At 39.8% G+C, this 22,154-nt stretch carries 23 protein-coding genes and 1 pseudogene; 13 read left to right on the top strand and 11 right to left on the bottom strand.

Going from position 1 to position 22,154, the window contains the following annotated elements; all coding sequences use genetic code 11:
* The first annotated feature begins 60 nt into the window (after positions 1–60).
* Both OCK74_RS24735 and OCK74_RS24730 read left to right on the top strand, forming a co-directional pair.
* On the top strand, positions 61–303 hold the full coding sequence (locus tag OCK74_RS24735; RefSeq protein WP_279299789.1) for a hypothetical protein: 243 nt from the start codon (positions 61–63) through the stop codon (positions 301–303).
* Between the two features lie 67 nt (positions 304–370).
* Complete coding sequence (locus OCK74_RS24730) at positions 371–1,207, top strand: MBL fold metallo-hydrolase (protein WP_279299788.1); 837 nt, start codon at positions 371–373, stop codon at positions 1,205–1,207.
* A 16-nt stretch (positions 1,208–1,223) separates the two neighbouring features.
* On the opposite strand, the gene OCK74_RS24725 is transcribed toward OCK74_RS24730, so the two are convergent.
* A complete protein-coding gene (locus OCK74_RS24725) occupies positions 1,224–2,282 on the bottom strand; it encodes a linear amide C-N hydrolase (RefSeq protein WP_279299787.1) in 1,059 nt (352 codons plus the stop codon).
* 87 nt (positions 2,283–2,369) lie between these two features.
* Between OCK74_RS24725 and OCK74_RS24720 the strand changes: the two genes are divergently transcribed.
* The 11 genes from OCK74_RS24720 (at position 2,370) to OCK74_RS24670 (ending at position 12,012) form a co-directional block, all read left to right on the top strand.
* Positions 2,370–2,984 carry a TetR/AcrR family transcriptional regulator gene (locus OCK74_RS24720; RefSeq protein WP_279299786.1) on the top strand — a complete coding sequence of 205 codons (615 nt, stop codon included), beginning with the start codon at positions 2,370–2,372 and terminating at the stop codon, positions 2,982–2,984.
* A 10-nt stretch (positions 2,985–2,994) separates the two neighbouring features.
* Positions 2,995–4,284 carry a TolC family protein gene (locus OCK74_RS24715; RefSeq protein ID WP_279299785.1) on the top strand — a complete coding sequence of 430 codons (1,290 nt, stop codon included), beginning with the start codon at positions 2,995–2,997 and terminating at the stop codon, positions 4,282–4,284.
* 14 nt (positions 4,285–4,298) lie between these two features.
* Entirely contained in the window at positions 4,299–5,234 is a 936-nt protein-coding gene (locus OCK74_RS24710; protein WP_279299784.1) for an HlyD family secretion protein, read from the top strand.
* Between the two features lie 31 nt (positions 5,235–5,265).
* Complete coding sequence (locus OCK74_RS24705) at positions 5,266–6,180, top strand: ABC transporter ATP-binding protein (RefSeq protein WP_279299783.1); 915 nt, start codon at positions 5,266–5,268, stop codon at positions 6,178–6,180.
* Positions 6,173–6,919, top strand: a complete 747-nt coding sequence (locus OCK74_RS24700) for an ABC transporter ATP-binding protein (protein WP_279299782.1) — start codon at positions 6,173–6,175, stop codon at positions 6,917–6,919. Before OCK74_RS24705 ends, OCK74_RS24700 begins: the two co-directional genes overlap by 8 nt.
* 99 nt (positions 6,920–7,018) lie before the next feature.
* On the top strand, positions 7,019–8,125 hold the full coding sequence (locus OCK74_RS24695; protein WP_279299781.1) for an ABC transporter permease: 1,107 nt from the start codon (positions 7,019–7,021) through the stop codon (positions 8,123–8,125).
* Positions 8,122–9,240: an ABC transporter permease gene (locus OCK74_RS24690; protein WP_279299780.1), complete on the top strand. Its 1,119-nt coding sequence runs from the start codon at positions 8,122–8,124 to the stop codon at positions 9,238–9,240. The genes OCK74_RS24695 and OCK74_RS24690 overlap by 4 nt, the downstream gene beginning before the upstream one ends.
* A 52-nt stretch (positions 9,241–9,292) precedes the next feature.
* Entirely contained in the window at positions 9,293–9,733 is a 441-nt protein-coding gene (locus OCK74_RS24685; RefSeq protein WP_279299779.1) for a hypothetical protein, read from the top strand.
* Positions 9,734–9,908: 175 nt separating this feature from the next.
* Entirely contained in the window at positions 9,909–10,757 is an 849-nt protein-coding gene (locus OCK74_RS24680) for a hypothetical protein (RefSeq protein ID WP_279299778.1), read from the top strand.
* Positions 10,758–10,816: 59 nt separating this feature from the next.
* Positions 10,817–11,380, top strand: a complete 564-nt coding sequence (locus OCK74_RS24675; protein WP_279299777.1) for an RNA polymerase sigma factor — start codon at positions 10,817–10,819, stop codon at positions 11,378–11,380.
* On the top strand, positions 11,380–12,012 hold the full coding sequence (locus OCK74_RS24670) for a hypothetical protein (RefSeq protein WP_279299776.1): 633 nt from the start codon (positions 11,380–11,382) through the stop codon (positions 12,010–12,012). Before OCK74_RS24675 ends, OCK74_RS24670 begins: the two co-directional genes overlap by 1 nt.
* On the opposite strand, the gene OCK74_RS24665 is transcribed toward OCK74_RS24670, so the two are convergent.
* From OCK74_RS24665 to OCK74_RS24625, 10 genes and pseudogenes are all read right to left on the bottom strand, one after another.
* Entirely contained in the window at positions 11,999–12,649 is a 651-nt protein-coding gene (locus OCK74_RS24665) for a hypothetical protein (RefSeq protein WP_279299775.1), read from the bottom strand. The genes OCK74_RS24670 and OCK74_RS24665 overlap by 14 nt on opposite strands.
* Before the next feature lie 432 nt (positions 12,650–13,081).
* Positions 13,082–15,229, bottom strand: coding sequence for a methylmalonyl-CoA mutase (gene scpA, locus OCK74_RS24660; protein ID WP_279299774.1), 2,148 nt, complete (start codon positions 15,227–15,229; stop codon positions 13,082–13,084).
* 26 nt (positions 15,230–15,255) lie between these two features.
* Positions 15,256–17,082 carry a methylmalonyl-CoA mutase family protein gene (locus OCK74_RS24655; RefSeq protein WP_279299773.1) on the bottom strand — a complete coding sequence of 609 codons (1,827 nt, stop codon included), beginning with the start codon at positions 17,080–17,082 and terminating at the stop codon, positions 15,256–15,258.
* Positions 17,083–17,148: 66 nt separating this feature from the next.
* Positions 17,149–18,465, bottom strand: a complete 1,317-nt coding sequence (locus OCK74_RS24650) for an acetyl-CoA hydrolase/transferase family protein (protein ID WP_279299772.1) — start codon at positions 18,463–18,465, stop codon at positions 17,149–17,151.
* A 20-nt stretch (positions 18,466–18,485) separates the two neighbouring features.
* Positions 18,486–18,890: a methylmalonyl-CoA epimerase gene (gene mce, locus OCK74_RS24645; RefSeq protein ID WP_279299771.1), complete on the bottom strand. Its 405-nt coding sequence runs from the start codon at positions 18,888–18,890 to the stop codon at positions 18,486–18,488.
* Positions 18,891–18,931: 41 nt separating this feature from the next.
* The gene (locus tag OCK74_RS28055) at positions 18,932–19,081 is read right to left on the bottom strand and encodes an OadG-related small transporter subunit (RefSeq protein ID WP_423803179.1); all 150 of its coding nucleotides are present in this window, start codon (positions 19,079–19,081) and stop codon (positions 18,932–18,934) included.
* 15 nt (positions 19,082–19,096) lie between these two features.
* Positions 19,097–20,248: a sodium ion-translocating decarboxylase subunit beta gene (locus OCK74_RS24640; protein WP_279299770.1), complete on the bottom strand. Its 1,152-nt coding sequence runs from the start codon at positions 20,246–20,248 to the stop codon at positions 19,097–19,099.
* A 5-nt stretch (positions 20,249–20,253) separates the two neighbouring features.
* A pseudogene (locus tag OCK74_RS24635) lies at positions 20,254–21,339 on the bottom strand (TerC/Alx family metal homeostasis membrane protein); the annotation flags it as partial.
* 73 nt (positions 21,340–21,412) lie between these two features.
* A complete protein-coding gene (locus tag OCK74_RS24630) occupies positions 21,413–21,853 on the bottom strand; it encodes a biotin/lipoyl-containing protein (RefSeq protein ID WP_279299769.1) in 441 nt (146 codons plus the stop codon).
* Between the two features lie 17 nt (positions 21,854–21,870).
* Positions 21,871–22,152 (bottom strand): hypothetical protein, encoded by a 282-nt coding sequence (locus tag OCK74_RS24625; RefSeq protein WP_279299768.1) that lies wholly within the window; start codon positions 22,150–22,152, stop codon positions 21,871–21,873.
* Positions 22,153–22,154 lie beyond the last annotated feature (2 nt).

Genomic DNA, 22,154 nt, shown 5'->3' with positions numbered 1-22,154 from the left:
TACTCTTCATTAAGGTATTGGCACTTGCTTTGTGAATTTCATTAGTCCAAACCATTGTTTATGACGCTTCAACATTTTAATTCTCTAAATCAACATATTCAATACAGGAACTTGTTATTGAATGGGGTATGCCTTACAGACAGAGATATTGATGATACGTGTATCTTACTATTCCAGCTGGATCATTTTTATGTGGAAGTATTTTTCGATAAACATAGTGATGAAATTTTAAGGAGCCGGAGTTTTGAAAGTACTGACGAGTTGGGACCTTATTTAGAAAGGATGAATATATTAAATATTTAATATAAGGTGAGCATGCGGAGAAATGCAAAGGTGGAATTTCGCATAAAACTATTTTCTTTGCAAGTCCATGGCCCTTTTTATAACATCTTTGAACTCCGGGAGTAACGGAAATTGCTATTACGTTGGAAACGAACACGATGCAGTGCTTGTGGACGCGGGTATTTCTTGTCGCGAAACAGAAAAGCGCATGCTGCGCCTTGGGCTCTCCATGAAAAAGGTCAGGGCGATTTTTGTATCGCATGAACATTCTGACCACATTCGTGGCATACCAGTGCTTGCTAAAAAATATAACCTGCCTGTATATTTCACTAAAGAAACATTCGGGCAATGCAGATTTCATATTGAAACGCATTTGATCCACTATTTCAAAGGACATGAATCCATAGCAGTAGGTGAACTTCTTGTGACAACCTTTCCAAAATTGCATGATGCTATAGAGCCTCATAGTTTTGTGGTCAACTATAATGGGCTTAATGTGGGCGTATTTACTGATATTGGTTCACCCTGTGAAAACCTGGCTACTTATTTTAGGGGGTGTCATGCTGCATTTTTGGAGGCAAATTATGATGAGGGCATGTTGGATAAAGGGTCTTATCCTATTTATTTGAAAAACCGCATTCGCGGGGGTAAAGGGCATCTTTCCAACAGACAAGCGCTTCAGTTCTTTTTGGCCCAAAGGCCTGCATATATGAGTCACCTGGTTCTTTCCCACCTGTCAAAGGAGAATAATTGTCCCGAGCTGGTGCAGGAATTATTCAACACTCATGCTCATGACACAGAGATCATTGTTGCTTCCCGTTATAATGAAACTCCAGTTTATACGATAACGGGTACAAAAACGGCTTCATTTAGGATGGAAACGGTAGATGTCAGCATTCAGCCTGTCCAGGCATCCCTATTTTAAAATGGTGTTTTTCCTCTTAGTTTAGACACAGCACACTATTGTAGTAATCAGCAATACCTGCAATTGTAGGAGCAGATAGCTGAACATGGGTCTTACTTTCCAAGGCGGATCTTTCAATAACGGCTTTATTCTGACTGAAAGTAAGAGGTGAAAAATATTTAGATACCGGGCCGGTGGCACTACTTCCCATAGCTAAAGCTAATGGGGCTTTATTACAAGAGAAATCAAAGTCATCAAGAGAAAAGCTTTTCCGGTGTTGGTTACCGTTAGTGACAAAATGAACCTGTCGACCGGATATATCATATACAATACTCCACTTAGTATAATCACCCTGGGCAACTTTGTTTAAAATTGAAAAGGAATAATCTACCGGATCTGTATTATTATTTGTCTGCTGAAATTGTTGGATCATTTGGCATGCTGATGCGAAACGATCAACTGAATTGTCACCGAAGCTTGTCCATTGGTTGACGGGTTTATTTTTCAACCTGCTCACTGCATCTTCATAAATAGTATTGGTTAACACCGGATAGGGCAATTTATCTCCTTTATGTGCAACCATTTTCCCATTTATGAATTCAATTGTTGCAGCTCTTCCATTTTCATCTGCAACCAGGAAGTGCAGTGGAGCAGCATTATTTCTGCCGATGCGGATTACTTTATCCGTGGCAATCACTTCATCAATAGTAGCACAATTGTCCAGCTGGTATTGAATCCATTGCAACTCATTTATTTCAGACCTGGCATCTGTATTTGGGTATTTTGTTTCAACGAGCCACATTAATTCCACAACCAGTCCTTTTTCATTCATCCCACCATGAGGAAAGTCTTTGCCGAACTGGTTAAAACTGATGCTTCCATATTTGGATATCCAGGAGGTTGCTTTTCCGCCATCCGGGTTATAAGATGTTTTTCTTACTGCCCTCGCATTGACCATCACTATACCATTGCCACTGACCCAATCATAATTACGGCCAAAATAATATTTACCATCCCTGGCCAATAAAAAAGTAGAACAGGCATTGGAAGATAAAGCAAGTAGCGGCAAAAAAAGAAGAGCTATAAACTTTTTCATTCATTAAGTTACTGATTTGGTGGAGAACATAATTATTTTATACACTTAAATAATGTTCTAATTTTGTTAACCAAATGGTTAAACATTATGGTTAAAAATGGTAAAGATTGTAGTACGGAAGAGAAGATACTGGAAGCGGCCAAGAAGGTGTTTATAACCAAGGGTATGGCTGGGGCCAGGATGCAGGACATAGCAGATGAGGCGGGCATTAACAAGGCGTTGCTACACTATTATTTCCGGAGTAAGGATAAATTGTTTGAAACCATCTTTGCCCAGATTGCACAACGATTTCTGCCGCGCATCAATGATATTTTCAATTCGGAGCTATCGATAAACGAGAAGATTGAAGCCTTTTGCAAGGAGTATATAGACAATGTATTGAAGAATCCGTTTATACCTCTTTTTGTGATCAATGAGATGAATAAACAGCCAGAGGGTTTCGTAAAAAAACTATTTGGCAATGAAAAACCACAATTGGACAAGTTTATCACTCAAATTAACAACGCAGTGAAGAAACAGGAAATTAAACAGGTTCATCCATTACAACTGATCATCAATACTATGGCATTATGCGTTTTTCCTTTTTTGGCTAAACCTATTATCCAATGGGTTTCCGGAATGAATCAAACGGAATTCCGTGCAATGCTGGAAGATCGCAAGAAGTCTGTGCCCCAGTTTATCATTCATTCAATAAAGAACTAAAAAATTAATTATGCGGGTTTTAACTAAGTGGTTCAATAAGGCAGTTAAAAACCTATTATTCTTCCTGGCAACCTTTGTATCACTCAATGCCTCTACTCAATCCCTTACATTAGAATCGGCATATCAACGGGCCAGAGAGCAATACCCACTGACGAAGCAGAAGGGGCTGATCAAGCAAACTGCTGATTTAACTATACAAAATTTGAGCAGGGGATATTGGCCTCAAATTGTCGTTTACGGGCAAGCCACTTACCAATCGTCTGTAACTGCTGTAAATATTAATAATCCTGCAATAAAAATTGAAGTGCCTTCTAAAGACCAATACAAACTATTTACAGACGTTAGCCAGGTTCTATATGATGGGGGGGAGATCAAACAACAGAAGACCTTGCAACAGTTAAATGCAACCGTTGAGGAAGGCCAAATTGAAGTTGAATTATATCAACTACGGCAACGGATTACTCAATTGTACTTAGGAGTCATGCTGTTAGAGGAACAAATGAAACAGGTGGAGCTGGTAAAAAAAGATCTGCAAGGAGGAGAAAGGACGGTTGAGGCACAAGTGGCCAATGGGCTGGTATTGCGTTCCAATTTAAATGTGCTGAAAGCTGAGGTACTGAGCACGGACCAGCGGTTGATTGAATTAAAGGCAGCACGAAAGGGTTTGATTGATGTTTTGGGGCTTTTCCTGAACCAGGATCTGCCTGAGACAACGGTCTTTATTTTACCCGGAAATCCTGCTGTTTCAGGCAGTGAGATTAAGCGACCTGAATTAAACCTTTATAACGGACAGTCTAATTTATTTCAGCAGCAGAAAAAATTGGTTGATGCCAGGAATCGTCCGCGCACTTCGGCATTTGTGCAAGGAGGGTATGGCCGTCCAGTTCTCAATTTGTTTAAGAATGAATTTGAACCCTACTTTATTGTTGGCTTACGCATGAACTGGTCGCTAAGTGACCTATATACAGCTAAAAGGGAGAAAAAGTTGTATGACGTCAATCAAAAGTCTGTGGATGTACAAAAGGAAGTATTCCTGCTGAACACGAATATGCAATTAAAACAGCAGGCTGCAGAAATTATGAAGTGGAGCCAGTTGATCGCTACAGATAAGGAAATCATTGCATTACGGGAAAGTGTTAAAGAAGCAGCTAAGGCCCAGTTGGAAAACAGGGTCATAACTGCAAACGACTATTTAAAGGAGGTAAATGAGGAAGATTCAGCCAGGCAAAATTTAATACTGCACGAAATGCAATTGTTGCAAGCACAAATCAATTACCAGATCATACTTGGTGATCAATAACATAAAAATCTTTTATGAAAAGTTCAGGATATTCAGTAGTTATCATGTTCCTCCTGATGGCATGTCATCGAAACAATGAAGTATTTGATGCCACGGGTTCTTTCGAAGCAGATGAAGTGATTGTTTCGGCAGAAGCTACCGGCAAGATAGAATCTCTTTCTGTTGACGAAGGAACCATACTAAAGCAAAATGCAGTTGTTGGTATCATTGATGCAGAAAACATAGAGTTGCAGAAGGAACAGGTTCAGGCCAGTATTGCCGCGTTAAGAGAGAAGACCGTTGATGTGGCTCCACAAGTTCAGAAGCTACAGGATCAGATAACTGTGCAACAAGCCCAACTGGATAATTTGTTGCATGAAAGGGCGCGTCTTGAAAATCTGATCAAGTCTGATGCTGCTACCGGTAAACAACTGGACGATATCAATTCTCAAATAGATGTTGTACGTAAGCAGATGGCGGTAACGCGCAGTGAGATCGAAGTGCAACGCACTAATAGCAGCACTCAGAACCGTAGCATTTTAAGTGAACAAGAGCCTTTGGAAAAAAGAGTGAAACAATTAGATCAGCAAATTCATGATGCAAATATTATCAATCCTGTGAATGGAACTGTGCTTGCCAAATATGCGGAAGCGGGAGAAATGACTGCTTCAGGAAAGGCCTTATACAAGATAGCAGACCTATCCACTTTGACATTAAGAGCTTACATAACGGGTGGCCAGTTTTCACAGGTAAGATTAGGTGAGCAGTTAAAAGTATTTGTGGACAATGGCGCGGATGATTACAAGACCTATATGGGCACCATTACCTGGATATCAGATAAGGCAGAATTCACTCCAAAAACTATACAGACCAAAGAGGAAAGAGCTAACCTGGTGTATGCCATTAAGGTTAAAGTAAAGAATGACGGGTTTTTAAAGATTGGAATGTATGGAGAGGTACGATTTCATTAACCTGCATTTCCTTCAGCTAAAATCTATTTAAATGAAAGCTGTAGTCGTTGAAAACGTGGTCAAGTCTTATGGAAGTAAAAAGGACCTAGTAGAGGCTTTGAAAGGCATTTCTTTTGAAGTGGATAGAGGGGAACTTTTTGGTATCATCGGTCCAGATGGTGCAGGTAAGACATCGCTCTTCCGGATCCTCACTACCTTATTATTGGCAGACAGTGGTAAGGCTACTATTGATGAATATGACGTCGTTAAAGATTTTAAGGCAATCAGGCAAAGGGTAGGTTATATGCCCGGAAGGTTTTCACTTTACCAGGATCTAACAGTTGAAGAGAACCTGGAATTTTTTGCAACAACATTTAATACGACTATTAGAGAAAACTATGCATTGATCAAAGATATTTATTCCCAGATCGAGCCATTCAAAGACCGCCGGGCAGGTAAATTGTCGGGAGGCATGAAACAGAAGTTGGCGTTAAGTTGTGCGCTGATCCACCGTCCATCTGTATTATTCCTGGACGAGCCCACGACGGGTGTGGATGCTGTATCCAGAAAAGAGTTCTGGGACATGTTGCAAAATCTTAAGCGGAGTGGAATCACCATCCTTGTTTCCACCCCTTACATGGATGAAGCCAATCTATGTGACAGGATCGCATTACTACAGGAAGGAAAGTTGCTATCTATTAATACACCTGCAGGTGTGATCGGTAATTTTAAACAACCCTTATATGCTGCAAAAGGAAGCAGGATGCTACAACTGCTTAATGAACTGAAGACTTTCAAGGAAGTCAAAGATGCTTATCCATTTGGTGAATACCATCATGTCGTATTCCATGATGAGGCAGGTGTTCCGCCTGTTGCATCTTATTTTGGGGCATCAGGTGTTGAGATGTTTCCTGTTACACCAGGTATAGAAGATTGTTTTATGGATCTAATGAAAACAAATGAATAACGATACGATCATATCTGTAGAAGGTTTAACCAAGCGATTTGGTGATTTTACTGCTGTCGATAGTATTTCTTTCCAAGTAGGAAAGGGTGAGATCTTTGGTTTTTTGGGTGCCAATGGTGCAGGTAAAACAACCGCCATGCGCATGTTGTGCGGGCTTTCAATGCCTACGTCAGGTAAGGCTTCTGTTGCAGGATTTGATATATATAAACAAACAGAAGAAATTAAGCGGAACATAGGTTACATGAGCCAAAAGTTTTCGTTGTATGAAGATCTCACAGTACGTGAGAACATCCGATTTTATGCGGGTATTTATGGTAAGACCAATTCTTTTATCAAAGAAAAGACAGCGTTTGTCTTAAAACAATTGCATTTGGAAAAAGATGCAGATAAACTGGTAAGGTCATTACCGTTGGGCTGGAAGCAAAAGCTGGCTTTTTCTGTGGCTATATTTCACGAGCCGCAAATCGTATTCCTGGATGAGCCTACAGGTGGAGTTGATCCTGTTACCCGCCGAGAATTCTGGAATATGATCTATAAGGCTGCAGAAGATGGTATTACGGTTTTTGTAACTACCCACTATATGGATGAAGCAGAATATTGTGACCGGGTTTCCATTATGGTGGATGGAAGGATAGATGCACTGGATACACCATCGGGGTTGAAGAGCAATTTAAAGGCATCATCCATGGATGAAGTTTTTTTGATGTTGGCGCGAAAGGCTAAGAGAACCGGAGATTGAAGTGAATGAAAAATAAAGGGATGTATGCGGGAGAATGTAATGGTTAGGCATTGACCTGGATAATAAGCGGATAAACAATTATATTTCACCTTATTGATTATGAAACAGTTCGGCGCATTTGTAAAGAAAGAATTTTATCACATTTTGCGTGACAGGCGGACTTTGTTCATTCTATTGGGCATGCCTGTAGTGCAGATCATCATATTTGGTTTTGCGCTGACCAATGAAGTGAAGAATGCGAAGGTATTGGTGTTTGATAACGCAAAAGATGTCGCTTCAACTTCTATTATTCATGAAATTGATGCAAGCCAATATTTTGATGTGCAGCAGAATGTGACTTCCTATAGCCAGGTTGAATCCGCTTTTAAAAGAGGTGCTGTCAAGTTGGCTGTTGTTTTTCCTTCAGGATTTAATAATGACCTCGAACACGTTAATAAGGCCCCGATTCAACTAATCGCCGATGCTTCCGATCCTAATACTGCCAATACACTTATTAACTATGCATCTGCTATTATTATGGATTACCAGGATCGCATTACTAATGAACACCGGCTTCCTTATACTATATCAACAGAGATGCGCATGTTGTATAATCCACAATTGAAAGGTGCTTATACATTTGTTCCGGGAGTTATGGCAATGGTGTTAATGCTTGTTTGTACCATGATGACTGCCATCACCATTGTGCGTGAAAAAGAAATGGGCACTATGGAGGTTATGCTGGTTTCGCCTGTTCAGCCTTTGAAAGTAGTGATTGCTAAGGCTGTTCCTTATCTTTTGCTTTCAATGGTAAATGTTGCCAGCATATTGTTGTTGAGTGTCTTTGTGTTGGATGTTCCCATTCATGGTAGCCTTTTCCTATTGGTCGGGGAGAGTCTCTTATTCATATTAACCTGCCTGGCTTTTGGCTTATTGATTTCTACTGTTACCGACTCGCAGCAAATAGCCATGTTTATTTCATTGGTTGGCATGTTTTTGCCTACCATCATGTTGAGTGGGTTTATGTTTCCAATTGAGAATATGCCCATATTGTTGCAAGTTATATCGCATATCATTCCTGCCAGGTGGTTCTTCGTTATTGTGACATCTGTAATGATCAAGGGATTGGGCCTGGGTGCTATCTGGAAAGAAACATTGATATTAATGGGTATGATGTTGTTTCTCCTGACCCTAAGTATTAAAAAATTCAAAATCAGGCTAGCATGAGAACACTTCGATTCCTATTGCAGAAAGAATTCAGGCAGATCTTCCGGGATCCAGCCATCCTCCGTATCATTTTTGTAATGCCTATTATACAGTTACTGATTTTACCATGGGCTGCGGATTATGAGGTGAAACATGTGAATTTGAGTGTTGCAGACCATGACCATTCATCTTATTCAAGGCTGTTGATCTCAAAGGTTACATCGTCAGGATATTTCAACCTCATAAGTTATAACAACAGTTTTCATGCTGCTTTAGAAGAGGTTGAACAGAATAAGGCTGATGTGGTATTGGAAATACCTGCAAAATTTGAACAAACAATAGTTAAGGAAAACGAAGGAACTCTCTTTATTGCTGTCAATGCTATTAATGGAGTAAAGGCCAACCTGGGTGGCGCTTATTTAAGAAGTATCATCCAGGATTACAACAGGGAAGTACGATTGAAATGGATTCAATTTCCCCGCTTTAGTCCTGAGACCAGCATTGAAGTTCATTCTTCCAACTGGTATAATCCTTTGCAGAATTATAAATATTTTATGGTGCCAGGTATCCTGGTTATACTGGTTACTATGGTGGGGTCTTTTCTAGCCGCAATGAATATTGTAAAAGAGAAGGAAATAGGGACAATAGAACAGATCAATGTAACGCCGGTAAAAAAACATTATTTTATTCTTGGTAAGCTGATTCCATTCTGGGTATTAGGTTTATTTATCTTAACTATGGGATTACTGGTTACGTGGCTGGCCTATGGCATCGTTCCTGTAGGAAGTTTTATTACCATTTACATCTATGCAGCCATTTATTTATTAGCCATATTGGGGCTGGGGTTGCTGGTGTCGACCATGGCCGGTACGCAACAGCAAGCAATGCTTATTTCTTTTTTCATGATGATGGTTTTTATCCTTTTAAGCGGGTTGTATACTTCTATTGAAAGCATGCCTGTATGGGCTCAGTGGATTACGAAATTTAATCCCGTAACCTATTTTATTGAGGTTATGCGTATGGTTATTTTAAAGGGCAGCGGACTAGCTGACATTAGCCGACAGATCATTATCATTATTGGGTTTGCCATCGTGTTGAATACATGGGCTGCAATTAGTTATAAGAAGAGGGTTTAATTGTTCGTATTTACATAAGTAAAATGTAGTTTTAAGGAAACCAAATTGCACCATGATAGAAGCCAATGAATTGAGACTGGGAAACCTATTAGTTTGGAATCCTAAATTATCCAACCCCCAGATTACTTTACTTCCCATGATGGTTGAAGTAGCTGTTATTGCACAAGATAAGATCGGTTATACTCCTTTTCAGTTGGAACAAAGAGTTGAGCCCTTTGAAGATGACCTCATCGTAAAGATGGAAACAATATTTAAATCTAAAGGCGAATTTGAACCGGTTATTTTAACCAATGATATTTTAGAGCAATCAGGATTTATTCTTAACAATGGCGCGTATCAACTCAAAGGTTTTTATCCTCAAATTTTTTCAAGGGGAAAAATTTGGTTTGCCAGTTTGGTACCTGGTTCTATGGAAATAGAATTAAGGTACTTACATCAACTTCAAAATCTTTACCATACCCTATCAGGAGAGGAATTAGAAATTGTATTATAATTGAGTATGAATTACTTATAGCTTTTATATACAAAGTTGTCGAAGATTACTTTGCCATCGCCAAATGCAAACAAGCCTGCACGAAGGCTCAAGAACTTTTGCTAAAGTTTTGTTAACGACAGTTTTTTACCCAACGGTTTTTTTTGTAGAAGGGGTATTGTTATAAATATAAAACATGAAATTCTTAGCTATGACGGCCGTTCTTATCATGCTAGTTTCCTGTACGGCTGTTAAATTATCAGTACCATCACAGTTTAGCAGCCAGGCTACCAAGATGCCTGTGAAGGGAATCAATGGCTGGAAGGTAAACCAACAATTGAGTTTTGGAAATTACCAAACTTCTAAAATTAAAAGGGGGTGGGATTTTACTTCCTCACTTCAATATACAAAGTTCCGTATCCGTCCAGAAGAAGCTTTGCTGAAAGTATTTGATATCAATACGGATAACAATATCAATACTCAACGTAGTCGGTTCCAGTATACAATAGAGGATGGCAACCTGGTGGCAGAAGTCTATGCAACGGAAAAGTTCAAAGAAAAGCAATTGGTTTATAAAAGCAATAATCCATGGATTGGAGATGCTTCAAAGACTAAACAATATGAATACGCATTTACAGCTGCCATTGTTCCGTTAACAATAAAAAATGAGAATCCCTGGTCGTTGGTATTAATCAATAAATACGATATAGCCAAAGATACTGCCCACAGGTTGTTTGACAGGCCTTATGTTGAGGAGGAGGGCTATGCGACCAATGGTAAGGAGAGCATTGCAATCAGGCCTTTGCGTATTGAAAATGTGACCACCCAAAGCGGTAAGAATACCAAAGTGCTGGGAGGTAAAATGCTGGCTGGGTATGAGTTGCAATGGGATAGGGGTGTCGTTGCTATTATTGATATTCTTGATCATTCAGTATGGCTTCAAAATAGCCTTGAGCCAGCAGATAAGTTGATACTTTCTTCTATTTCTTCAGCGATACTGTTGAAACGCATGCAGGATGTGGAGAAGGATGAAGTGATGGAATGACGAATGAATCGAAGGACGAATGGCGAATTAATTTATAGTAGATTGTGTTCATTTAATTTTTGAATTTTTCTTTACAAGTGCAGGTTGTAGAACTGGATATAGAACTTTTGGTAGAAGGTTGCCTTGCCAATAACCGCAGGGCGCAGGAGGGGCTGTTCCGGCAGTTCTACAGCTTTGCTATGACTATTGCGCTAAGATATTCGCGTGATGAGCATGATGCTGCAGATATTTTGAGTCTTGCTTTTGTAAAGGTGTTTAAAAGCCTGCACAGTTTTGATCCTTCTAAAGGATCGTTGCATGCGTGGATCAAAAGGATTGTTGTTAATGAAGGATTGGACCAAATTAAGAGCAGGAGCCGGTTTAGTGAAAATGTGGAGATAGAAACTGTTCCGGAGCCAGAGGTGAACAATATTGTGCTGGCACAGATGGGTGCAGAAGAAATCATGGAGATCATCAAAAAGCTACCACCTGCAACGCATGCAGTTTTTGTATTGTATGCGGTGGAAGGTTATAACCACCGCGAAATTGCCAAACAACTGGGTATTAGTGAAGGCACTTCAAAATGGCACCTTAGTGAAGCCCGGAAATTTCTTCAAAAACAATTAGCCTACTTAAATATTTGATGAATCAAAAGACCACATATGAACAATTGATCACCGAAAAGTTGGACGGCACACCTGTGCCCGATATGGCTCATACTATATGGGCCCGCATCGAAAGACAACTCGATATAGACATGCCGACAGATGATGGTGGTACTGGTACAGATCCTGATCCAGATTCCCCTTCCAGCAGCGGTTGGGTTGAAGGAGCAGGTCTTTTTGTGTTTGTGGCTGCATTGGTAACTATATTCTTCATCAATAAGAATCATAAAAAAAGTGTTCAACCTATTCCTTCACCTGTTCAAAACATACATCAACCAGACAGTGGCCAAATTACACCATCCAAGCAGGGCGTAATTGAAAGCGGTAAGTTTTTCAATAAAGAAAATATGGAGGTAGAATTTAAAGCACCTATAAATGCAACACCTTTCAATAACGATCGTGTGACCAATAAGGATACTGTTGCTGTTATTCTACCGACTTTAATATTTGAACCATTTCAACCTGATACGATTCAAAAGGTTACAACTGTTGTGACTCCACCAGTGCAACAGGAGACAGTAAAGCCTAAACGGCCCAGAGGTGTAACAGGAATAACGGATAAAGACTACAGGATTGTTCCTGATGGAAAGGACAGCGCTAAGGGTCAGTAAGTGTTTCTTCATCCTGATCTCCATTATAAAAGAGGCTGCCTTCAAATTCCATTACGATGATTTGTTGTAATGGAATGAAGCATTCTTCTCCGTCATTATCGATCAAATTGAGAAACTGTCTCAATGGTAATTCGCCATCAAGTTCCAGGGAGAAAATTCCCAAACAGCCATCATCCAGACTGTAAAAGAGTTGTGGATTGCCTGTATAATCATCTTCAAAAGCACTAGCTTTATGATAAATAATTGCCTGGGGTAAATACGCTTCTTCTAAAACATACATTCTTGATTCACCTTCTTCCGTTTCCTGAGATATGAGAGAGGTATCTTTTTCAACTACCTCAAAATTATCATAATAGGCGTTTGAATTTTCAATTTGTTCCAGATAGTCATAACTAAAAGTAATTCTCACCACTTCATTAGTATTAATAATGACATGCCGGTTTAAAAAAGTTTCGAACCACAAAAACTGAATAGGTTGGTTATCTTCAGATCCTTCGGAGTTGGTTCTAAGTTTACCTAATAAATATTGTTTGTTTTCAATATCTATTCTGTATATAAGCACCCTGTTATTTTGCAATTCGATGCGTAAGGTATATGCTACCAGTTCGTCGAAATGAGATTCCTCTTCCTTCATCATGCCTATATTTTAAAAGACGTTTTCAATTCAAATGGTATAAAATTTTATTTGCTATAATTAATTTGTTTGCCATCATCTTATATCTTTCAATAAATTAAGATATAACATACAAGATTAAGTACAAAATGATTGTTGCTTACTTTAATAACGATTTAAACTGAAAAAGGTACTCAACTGATCTATGGACTGCTTCTGTCGTCTATAAACGTACGATATTAAAAGGGGCCTGGTTGCTTATCATTTGAAGTGCATTTAGTTGATGTGAACTTTGCATGCAATAGGCAATTACACCAATGTAACCCATCAATATGGAAGTTTTCCCTTGAAACGGTTGAGCGTAACCGCGTGAGGTCCAAGGTTGGTGTGGGTAGGGAGGAGTGTAATGGGCTGATTAATGCAGAATCCGGAGCATTGAAAGTGCTAAATGGCTACTTAACTCAAGGGACGATAAACCATGAGTTTTTCCAACATAATCTTTGCACATTTAGGTATTTTAGAGCCGGGCCCGAATACTGCTGATACGCCTCTTTGAAAAAGATAGTCGTAGTCTTGCTGAGGGATAACACCACCTGCAAAAACAATAATATCTTCTCGGCCCAGCTTTTTGAGCTCATTCACCAATTCTGGTATCAATGTTTTATGTCCGCCGGCCAGAGAAGATGCGCCTACGAAATCTACATCATTTTCTGCTGCCTGCCTTGCTACTTCTTGCGGAGTTTGGAACAGAGGGCCCATGTCCACATCAAAGCCCATATCGGCAAATGAGGTGGCAACTACTTTGGCACCACGGTCGTGACCATCCTGTCCCATTTTAGCAATCATTATTCTTGGACGACGTCCAACTTCTTCAGCAAATTGGTCAGCTATTTCCAGTACTTCCCTGAACTCGCTATCACCTGCTGATTCCCTGGAGTATACACCTGAAATGGTCCGGATGGCAGCTTTGTGTCTACCAAAGTGCATTTCCATAGCGCTGGATATTTCACCCAAGGTTGCCCGCACTCTTGCTGCTTCTATGGCCAACTCCAGTAAATTGCCTTCACCAGTTCGTGCACATTCAGAAATTTGTTGCAGTGCCTGTTCGACAGTCTTGTTGTCTCTATCCGCCTTGAGTTTATTGAGTCTTTCTATTTGTGCATTTCTAACAGCAGTATTATCTACTTCGAGTACTTCGAAATCTGCTTTTTCGTCCACATGATATTTATTTACACCAACAATGATGTCTTTACCCGAGTCGATCCTTGCCTGTTTGCGGGCAGCAGCTTCTTCAATCCTCATTTTAGGAATACCTGTTTCAATAGCTTTTGCCATTCCTCCTAATTCCTCTATTTCCTGTATATGCTGCCAGGCCTTTTTTGCAAGTTCCTGTGTAAGGTATTCGACGTAATAGGAGCCTCCCCATGGGTCAACAACTTTCACGATATTCGTTTCATCCTGTAAGTATAGCTGGGTATTCCTTGCAATCCGTGCAGAGAAGTCTGTAGGCAAAGCAATGGCCTCATCCAGTGCATTGGTGTGGAGCGACTGTGTGTGCCCACATGCAGCAGCCATGGCTTCAATACAGGTGCGTGCTACATTGTTGTAAGGATCCTGTTCGCTTAAACTCCACCCGGAAGTTTGAGCGTGGGTTCTCAGAGCCATGGATTTTGGGTTTTCAGGATTGAACTGTTTTACAATCTTGGCCCAAAGCAATCTTGCTGCCCGCATTTTGGCGATTTCCATAAAATGATTCATTCCGACGGCCCAAAAGAAAGAAAGACGTGGTGCAAAGTCGTCAATGGCTAGTCCTGCTTCAATACCGGTTCTGATGTATTCCAAACCATCTGCCAACGTATAAGCAAGCTCAATATCGGCCGTAGCACCTGCTTCCTGCATATGGTACCCTGAAATGGAGATGGAATTGAACTTTGGCATGTTCTTGCTGGTGAAGCTGAAAATATCACCGATAATCTTCATAGAGGGTTTAGGCGGATAGATATACGTGTTGCGCACCATGAATTCTTTCAAAATATCATTTTGAATAGTTCCACTCAGTTTATCCATGGAAACACCCTGTTCCTCTGCTGCAACAATGTAAAATGCCAGAACTGGGATAACAGCCCCATTCATGGTCATAGATACAGACATTTTATCTAATGGTATCTGGTCGAAGAGTATTTTCATATCCAGGATAGAATCGATAGCGACACCTGCTTTGCCTACATCTCCTACCACTCTCGGGTGGTCAGAATCGTAACCTCTGTGTGTGGCAAGGTCAAAAGCTACTGACAAGCCTTTTTGTCCTGCTGCCAGGTTTCTCCTATAGAAAGCATTGGATTCTTCTGCCGTGGAAAAGCCGGCATATTGGCGGATGGTCCAAGGCTGGGTAATGTACATAGTAGAGTAGGGGCCTCTTAAATAAGGAGGCAAGCCCGCTGCGAAGTGCAGGTGTTCTGCGCTTTCGATATCCTTCTGTGTAAATAATTGCTTTACCTTAATTCTTTCAGCTGTTTCCCATTCTTCTACGAAGGCTTGTTCGTTATTTTCTTCCAGTGTGCTTGCTGTATCCTTTATGTTGATCTTTGAAAAGTCAGGTTTCATGTCTGTAATAATTAGTCTTAAGAATCCTAGCGAGTTAATGGTTGAAAAAGTTTAGCCTGGAAATCGCTAAGTGTTTCAATGGCATCTGTCCTGATATGGATGAAGACATCCACACCACTTTTCTTCAGGTCCTCCACTATTTTTTCCGGGTGACCTGCAAGGGTCAAAATCTTATCTTTTGATATCGTTTTAAACTGCTTCGCAAATGCGGCGCCATGCGTTTCATATTCCAGGTCTGAGGAACAAATCACCACGATATCTGCATTACTTTTTGCACTTTCCTCTGCTGCTTTTTGAGTATCATTAAAGAAAAACTCTCCCAGGATGTGAAAACCAGCCGTTCCGAAAAACTCTGCAGTAAATGAAGCTCTAGCTTTTCTGGCCGCAAGATTTCCAAAGCAGGCAAGGTAAACCTTGGGGATGAAGCCTGTAGATTCAAAATGTCTTCTCGTTCTGTCTCTTAATAATTCGAAAGAACTTGCAGCATGTTGAGGATAGAGTAAAGGGATATCTCTCCTAGAGGCAGGCTGGATATCTTTTTCTTTCAGAGGTGTTTTCTCCTTCAGACTGGGGTATTTATTGGTACCTACATAGACTCTTTTTCTAAGTGCAATTTCTTTTTCTTTTTTGGCTTTAATCAATGATATCTGTTCCTGGATCATGCCTGTTGTAAAAGCATTGATAAATCCTCCCGCATCTTCAACTTTTCGAAACAAGATAAGGGTATTTTCAGCTAGGCTGGCAGTAAGATTTTCAATATAATAAGAGCCTGCGGACGGATCTACAACTTTATCAAAGTAAGATTCTTCTTTTAGCAGGTTTGAGATATTCAAAGCAATGCGGTGGCTGAATTTCGTAGGAGCACCATTCGTATAATCATGTGGATAGGTAAGGAGCGCATCACAGCCGCCAATTATTGCTGACATAGCTTCGGTCGTATTCCTTAGCATGTTTACATTTGGATCGTAAAAAGATTTGGACCAGGCTGAGTTTGAGCTTAAAATTTCTATGGAAGCATCTGATTGATATACATCTAAAATGCTTTTCAGAATAATTTTAAGAGCCCTCAGTTTAGCAATTTCAAAGAAATAATCTCCTCCAATTGCCATGTGCAATACAATATTTTCAATAACATTTGACTGAGTTAAATCCGGCGATGATAGTTTATCGATATAATCTGTCAGCTTATTCAGTGTAAAGGAGAGCTCCTGTACCGTGTTAGAACCGGCATTAATAAAAGCATGTGACCTAATGACCAAGGCTTTAAAGCCTACAGCTGGAAGTGATACTTTTATCACATTTGCCAATGCATTAAAATCAGGTTCTGTGCCTTTTGTAACCCATTCATCCAGGATATCTGATTCATAGAAACCTTTAATGTTACCAGGTTTTATTGCATTATGTTCCAAAAACCTGAAATAATTGGATATGAATGCTTCGCTTGGAATTGGAGTCGAAAAAGAAATATGTAGTTTTTCAGGATCCAGGTTGTTCAACAAAATTGAAAATTCAATGCTTTGGGGATCTTGGATACGGAATAATATTCCATTGGCACCAGATTGAACCATGTCAGTTGCCATTTGATTTGCCATGTGCAGGTCGTGAACATCAACCTGTATATAATTTGACCATTCCCGTTTTCCACCAGGCACAAAACGTTGATGCTTTTTCAGAAAGCTATTTTCATTGAGGTCTTGTTCTGTATAAAAAGGTTGAATAGGAAAGCCATCATCTGTTTTCCAAACCAGTTTTTTATCAAAATCTGCACCTTTCAGGTCTTCAATGGCTTTAGCTTTCCATTGTTCTCGCGTAATTGGTTCAAATTCAGAAAACAGTTTATCAGTTGTATCCATTATAAAAAAGTTAGAACGTGAAATATGAGGCATTTGAAGCCTCATTTGTAAAGAAGTTCAACGACACTATGCAAAGTTTTCTGCCAATACTAAGTTATTAAAAGATACATAACTAGGGCCATAACGTTCAAAGGCCACTCTTTCCAATTCTTCCCTTACGCAGGGATGGGCCACGTCAATCAAAGCTTTTGCTCTCTGAGCCAGGTTTTTGCCTTTTAATTCGGCTATACCAAATTCTGTAACTACATATTGAACGTGCGCTCTTGTGGTCACAACCCCGGCACCTACTCTTAAAGTGGGGACAATTTTGGATACCCCTCTGTGCGTCATTGATTGCAAGGCGCAAATAGCTTTGCCGCCAGGTGATAATACCGCTCCACGCATAAAGTCCATTTGTCCGCCTACGCCAGAATACATTGTTGTTCCTATACTGTCTGCACAGATTTGTCCGGTTAAATCAACTTCAATAGCGGAGTTAATAGCAACCACCTTGGGATTTCTCCTGATCACAGATGTATCATTTACAAAAGAAATATCCATCATGAGTACTTCCGGGTTATCATCCATAAAGTCATATAACTTTTTCGATCCCATTGCAAAACCTGAAACTATTTTATGGGGTAAAACAACCTTCTTTGAACCGTTTACAATACCTTTTTCAATCAAAGGCAGTATGCCCTCTGAGAACATTTCAGTATGGATGCCCAAATTTTTATGATTGTGCAGGCAGGATAATACTGCGTTGGGAATGCCGCCTATTCCCATTTGCAGGGTTGCGCCATCAGTGATCAAACCAGCAATATGTTTTCCTATTTGGCTTTCTTCTTCGTCCGGAGGAGCAATATGCAATTCATAAAGAGGGTCGTTCACTTGTACGCAAGCTGCAAAACGGTCAATGTGTACAATACCATCACCCATTGTACGCGGCATATTGGGGTTGATCTGGGCAATGATTGTTTTGGCAGTTTCGAGGCCAGCCACAACAACATCCACAGAAGTACCCAAAGAGCAATAGCCATGTTTGTCCGGAGTGGAAACATTCACTAAAACTACATCCAGAGGGAGCGTTCCATTTCTGAAAAGATGAGGAATATCGCTAAGGAAAACCGGGTTGTATTGAGCACTACCCATTTGTACATATTTACGGATGTTGCCACCCATAAAAAAGCAGCTTGTTTTGAAGCTTTTGTTGTACTCAGGTTTTGCATAATCGATATAACCTTCAGTGTGTATATGAACAATTTCTACGTTACGCAATTCGGAAGCTCTTGCTGTCATTGCTTTTAACAAGGTTTGGGGCGTAGCACAAGCTGCCTGGACCAAAACCCTGTCTCCAGATTTAATTAATTTAACTGCTTCTTCGGCGGATTTGAATATGGCCATAGTGATCGTTTTTTATTTGTTTACTTTTTTTCACAGAGTTCAGTTAAGACTCCAAATGTTGATTTTGGGTGTAAAAAAGCTATATCCAAGCCTTCTGCGCCTTTCCTGGGCCTGGAATCAATGAGCTGAATACCTTTTGAAGCTGCATCTTGAAGTTGACCTTCAATATTATTTACAGCAAAAGCAATATGGTGTATACCTTCACCTTTTTTCTCTATAAACTTTCCAATAGGTCCGTCAGGATCAGTACTTTCCAGGAGTTCAATCTTGGTTTGTCCAACTTTGAAGAATGCTGTTTTAACTTTTTGATCTTTGACTTCTTCTACAGAATAACATATTAAACCCAATATATCTTCATAATATTTGATTGCTGCTTCAAGGTCTTTTACTGCGATGCCTATATGTTCAATGTAATTAAGCTCCATTTATTTTATTTATGGTATAAATTAAGAAATTATATTGGTTGTTATGCTCTTAGAGCCTGTTCTTTTGATTGCATTTTGCCTGGGAATAGCCGGTCGATTAAACGGATCGACAGATAGAATATGAACATGAAAACAAAGATTCCCGCCATGCCTAAGCCGGTGATTTTTAAAGCTGCGCTTAATGGATCCATAATTACCTCCTTTATTTAAAATAACAATAATGGAATTAATGCCAGAATCAGACCTCCTGCTACCACGGAACCAATTTGTCCTCCCACATTTGAACTTACTGCGTGCATCAGAAGATAGTTGAATTGATCTTCTTTTTGTCCCATGTTATGAACAACGCGAGCAGACATCGGGAATGCAGAAATGCCACAAGCTCCGAGCATCGGATTTATTTTTCTGCCCTGAGGAAGGAACAAGTTGATCAGTTTGGCGAACATAACGCCGCCGAATGTGTCGAAAATAAAAGCAACAAGACCAAGTCCAATGATCATTAATGTGTCCAATCTTACGAATCTCTCTGCGGTCATTGTGCTTGCTATACTGATTCCTAAAAGTATAGTTACAAGGCTTGCCAGCTCATTTTGTGCAGATTGTGATAGTTTATTCAGGACACCGCATTCTCTTATCAGGTTGCCAAACATCAGGAAGCCAATCAGAGCAATTGATGAGGGGGCTACAATGCCGGCAATTACCGTTACTGTGATCGGGAATAAAATCAATGCCGTGCGCGAAACAACTTTAGGGTGTCCTTCCATTCGGATCAGCCGTTCTTTCCTGCTCGTGAGCAGTTTAATTACCGGAGGTTGGATGATAGGCACTAATGCCATATATGAGTATGCGGCAACAGATATTGGACCCAGTAAGTGAGGCGCAAATCTAGAAGTTACAAATATTGAGGTGGGGCCATCAGCAGCACCGATAATACCTATAGATGCAGCTTCTTTCAGATCGAATCCCATAAGAGTAGCTGCAATGATGGTAAAGAATATACCAAATTGGGCGGCTGCACCAAAAAGTAGTAAAAATGGATTTTTGAATAAAGGCGCAAAATCGATCATGGCGCCAATGGCAATAAAAATAAGTAATGGAAACACTTCCGTTGTAATACCTGCTTGATAAAAAACAGATAGTGCACCTTCTATAGCCTTGCCTGTTTGAGGATCGATTTGGGTAATGGCAGATGTGAAGGGTATGTTGACCAATATGGCTCCAAAACCCATAGGTAAGAGGAGCGTTGGTTCATATTCTTTAGCAATAGCCAGGTAAATGAGCAAGATACCTACCCCAATCATTAGCAAGTGTTGCCAAGTGATATTAAATAAAACAGGTAAAAGGTCATTGATATTCATGATGATTAAGTTTTGGTGAGTCTTGTAATTATTATTTTATCTTCCAGTTCTTCAACTTCTTCTGTTAATTCATCTATTTCATCTTCCAGTTCTTCGACTTCTTCTTTGAGGAACTCTATTTCCTTCTTTTCAGCAATGATGATTGAAAGAAGGATGGAAACAGACAATGTTGAGACGATTACAGCCAGTGAAATCCAAGTATAACCAGAGAAAAACTCTTCAACTGGGTGTACTGATGAAAGCAGCATTTTGGCTCCAATAAAGAATAGAATAAAGCTTACACCATGTTTCAGAAATCGAAACATGCCCATAATCCCTTTTAAGGCAAAGAATAGAGAAACCAGGCCCATGACTGCAAATGTGTTTGACGTAATCGCCAAAAAGTTCTGATCAGCATTGGAAATCACGCCGCTTGCTCCTTCATTGATAATGCCAATAATGGCAGGTATGGAATCAACTGCAAACAAGACATTAGTGCTTCCAATCACCAGAAATACTAAAAACAGGGGTGTGATATGTGTCTTGCCATTAATTTTTCTAAAAAAAGTGACAGCATTCATGTCCCAATCGATTGGAAACAATTTAGCTGCTGCTTTATAAAGAAAGTTGGATTTGGGGTCTACTTCATCTTCTTCATCTGTAAAAGCCATCTTATATCCAGTCCAAAGTAAAATAGCTCCAAACAGGTACATGATCCAGTTGAATTTTTGCACCAAGGTCAGTCCAAGTACAATGAATAGAATCCTCAATACAATGGATAATAAGATACCAATTTTCAGATGTAACGGCTGAACGGATTCCGGGACAGACATCAAGGAAAAGATCATGATGAAAACAAACAAATTATCTACAGATAGCGAGTATTCTGTGAAATAGCCTGAGATAAATTTAACCATCATGACAGAAGATGTTTTAACAACACTCTGCGCATCCTGTGGAAAGTAAAAATAAATCGCCACGCCAAATAAAAGAGCAACGCTGATCCACAAACCGGTCCAGCTTAATGCAGTCTTTACATTTATATTTTCTTTCCTGCGATTGGTGACGTACATATCAATGATAAAAACGCCCAGGAAAAGAACCAGAAATACAAGCCAAAAATATGGTTATAGAGTTCATGGGTGAAAGGTTTTATTGGTCAACTGATTAATGCCAATGAATGGGTCATCCTATTTCAACCAGTATATTTCCTTCGAGCACTGTATCACCTTTTTGAATATGGATGGCTGTTATCATTCCATCGCGGTCTGAGTTAATATTGTTTTCCATTTTCATGGCTTCAAGACATAAAATTGTCTGGCCAATGGAAACTTTATCCCCAATATTTACATGTATATCGAGTATTTTACCAGGGAGAGGAGATTTCAATGTGCCTGTGCCTTTTGGTGCAGAGGGGCTTGCAGTCCTTGCAGTAGAAGGAGTACCATCTGTTGATGGTACTGCTAATGAGCGCGTTAGTTTGGGTGTTTTTGTCGTCTTTAATTGTTGTTCCACTTCAATTTCATAAGTTTCACCATTAACAATGACCTTGGCTAAATTATCTTCAATACCAAGGATGTCAACATTATATTTTCTGTCTTTTATTTTGAATTTATAATTCTTCATTTTTTCTTCTTTATTGATTATTTTATTTTCATTCTTAAGCCTGGTACATACAAAGGCTGTTGCCGTAGTCCATAAATTTTGGAACTCCATGGAGAATATGGCTTGATGACCTGTTGGATCGTCAGCACAGTGTTTTCATACTCCCTTACTTCTGTAACATACTTATGAATGGCCAGTGCAATAACGGCAGTTAATTCGCCTTCAGCTTGTTGTGCATCATCAAGAACTTCAGTCTTTATAGCGTCTGTATTGATTGACCGATGTTGCGTCCCGGGTTGCTTTTTTGGAAAGAATTTCATAA

It is taken from the genome of Paraflavisolibacter caeni, from assembly GCF_025628885.1.
Classification (GTDB): Bacteria; Bacteroidota; Bacteroidia; order Chitinophagales; family Chitinophagaceae; genus Flavisolibacter; species Flavisolibacter caeni.
Note: the sequence above shows the minus strand (reverse complement) of the source record. Positions and strands in the feature narration are given on the sequence as shown.

What these genes read in the sequence shown, in the direction of transcription:
- OCK74_RS24735 (WP_279299789.1), top strand. Translation starts at nt 61, where the DNA reads ATGACGCTTCAACATTTTAATTCTCTAAATCAACATATTCAATACAGG.
- OCK74_RS24730 (WP_279299788.1), top strand. Translation starts at nt 371, where the DNA reads ATGGCCCTTTTTATAACATCTTTGAACTCCGGGAGTAACGGAAATTGC.
- OCK74_RS24725 (WP_279299787.1), bottom strand. Translation starts at nt 2,282, where the DNA reads ATGAAAAAGTTTATAGCTCTTCTTTTTTTGCCGCTACTTGCTTTATCT.
- OCK74_RS24720 (WP_279299786.1), top strand. Translation starts at nt 2,370, where the DNA reads ATGGTTAAAAATGGTAAAGATTGTAGTACGGAAGAGAAGATACTGGAA.
- OCK74_RS24715 (WP_279299785.1), top strand. Translation starts at nt 2,995, where the DNA reads ATGCGGGTTTTAACTAAGTGGTTCAATAAGGCAGTTAAAAACCTATTA.
- OCK74_RS24710 (WP_279299784.1), top strand. Translation starts at nt 4,299, where the DNA reads ATGAAAAGTTCAGGATATTCAGTAGTTATCATGTTCCTCCTGATGGCA.
- OCK74_RS24705 (WP_279299783.1), top strand. Translation starts at nt 5,266, where the DNA reads ATGAAAGCTGTAGTCGTTGAAAACGTGGTCAAGTCTTATGGAAGTAAA.
- OCK74_RS24700 (WP_279299782.1), top strand. Translation starts at nt 6,173, where the DNA reads ATGAATAACGATACGATCATATCTGTAGAAGGTTTAACCAAGCGATTT.
- OCK74_RS24695 (WP_279299781.1), top strand. Translation starts at nt 7,019, where the DNA reads ATGAAACAGTTCGGCGCATTTGTAAAGAAAGAATTTTATCACATTTTG.
- OCK74_RS24690 (WP_279299780.1), top strand. Translation starts at nt 8,122, where the DNA reads ATGAGAACACTTCGATTCCTATTGCAGAAAGAATTCAGGCAGATCTTC.
- OCK74_RS24685 (WP_279299779.1), top strand. Translation starts at nt 9,293, where the DNA reads ATGATAGAAGCCAATGAATTGAGACTGGGAAACCTATTAGTTTGGAAT.
- OCK74_RS24680 (WP_279299778.1), top strand. Translation starts at nt 9,909, where the DNA reads ATGAAATTCTTAGCTATGACGGCCGTTCTTATCATGCTAGTTTCCTGT.
- OCK74_RS24670 (WP_279299776.1), top strand. Translation starts at nt 11,380, where the DNA reads ATGAATCAAAAGACCACATATGAACAATTGATCACCGAAAAGTTGGAC.
- OCK74_RS24665 (WP_279299775.1), bottom strand. Translation starts at nt 12,649, where the DNA reads ATGATGAAGGAAGAGGAATCTCATTTCGACGAACTGGTAGCATATACC.
- scpA (WP_279299774.1), bottom strand. Translation starts at nt 15,229, where the DNA reads ATGAAACCTGACTTTTCAAAGATCAACATAAAGGATACAGCAAGCACA.
- OCK74_RS24655 (WP_279299773.1), bottom strand. Translation starts at nt 17,082, where the DNA reads ATGGATACAACTGATAAACTGTTTTCTGAATTTGAACCAATTACGCGA.
- OCK74_RS24650 (WP_279299772.1), bottom strand. Translation starts at nt 18,465, where the DNA reads ATGGCCATATTCAAATCCGCCGAAGAAGCAGTTAAATTAATTAAATCT.
- mce (WP_279299771.1), bottom strand. Translation starts at nt 18,890, where the DNA reads ATGGAGCTTAATTACATTGAACATATAGGCATCGCAGTAAAAGACCTT.
- OCK74_RS28055 (WP_423803179.1), bottom strand. Translation starts at nt 19,081, where the DNA reads ATGGATCCATTAAGCGCAGCTTTAAAAATCACCGGCTTAGGCATGGCG.
- OCK74_RS24640 (WP_279299770.1), bottom strand. Translation starts at nt 20,248, where the DNA reads ATGAATATCAATGACCTTTTACCTGTTTTATTTAATATCACTTGGCAA.
- OCK74_RS24630 (WP_279299769.1), bottom strand. Translation starts at nt 21,853, where the DNA reads ATGAAGAATTATAAATTCAAAATAAAAGACAGAAAATATAATGTTGAC.
- OCK74_RS24625 (WP_279299768.1), bottom strand. Translation starts at nt 22,152, where the DNA reads ATGAAATTCTTTCCAAAAAAGCAACCCGGGACGCAACATCGGTCAATC.